The sequence below is a fragment of the Streptomyces malaysiensis subsp. samsunensis genome (genome assembly GCF_024519315.1).
Classification (GTDB): Bacteria; Actinomycetota; Actinomycetes; order Streptomycetales; family Streptomycetaceae; genus Streptomyces; species Streptomyces malaysiensis.
The window spans coordinates 1-596 of record NZ_JANIIC010000257.1 but is presented as its reverse complement, the minus strand read 5'-3'; the positions used below and the strand labels follow the sequence as shown (position 1 = coordinate 596).

Genomic DNA, 596 nt, shown 5'->3' with positions numbered 1-596 from the left:
TGCTGTTGGAGGCGTCGTGGGAGGTGCTGGAGCGGGCGGGGATCGATCCGGTGTCGTTGAAGGGCAGCTCGACCGGGGTCTACGCGGGTGTGATGTACCACGACTACGCGGCCGGGCTCAGCGGCGGCGATGCGCGGCTCGAAGGCTACGCCATGCTGGCCAGCTCGGGCAGTGTGGTCTCCGGCCGGGTGGCGTACACGCTGGGCTTTGAAGGTCCTGCGGTGACGGTGGATACGGCGTGTTCGTCGTCGTTGGTGGCGATGCATCTGGCGGCGCAGGCGTTGCGGCAGGGGGAGTGCACGCTGGCGTTGGCCGGTGGGGTGACGGTGATGGCCACGCCGGATGTGTTCACTGGTTTCTCCCGTCAGCGTGGTCTGGCCCCCGATGGCCGCTGCAAGCCTTTCGCCGCGGCTGCCGATGGGACGGGCTGGGGTGAGGGTGTGGGCGTTCTGCTGCTGGAGCGGCTGTCGGACGCCCGGCGCAACGGTCATGAGGTGCTGGCGGTGATCCGTGGTTCGGCCGTCAACCAGGACGGTGCGTCGAACGGGTTGACGGCGCCGAACGGTCCGTCGCAGCAGCGCGTGATCCGTCAGGCG

At 69.3% G+C, this 596-nt stretch carries 1 protein-coding gene; it reads left to right on the top strand.

Annotation, left to right across the window (positions count from 1 at the left end):
* Nucleotides 1-596, top strand: a 596-nt coding sequence (locus tag NQU54_RS48775; RefSeq protein WP_257636682.1) for a beta-ketoacyl synthase N-terminal-like domain-containing protein, incomplete at both ends; no start/stop codon positions are given.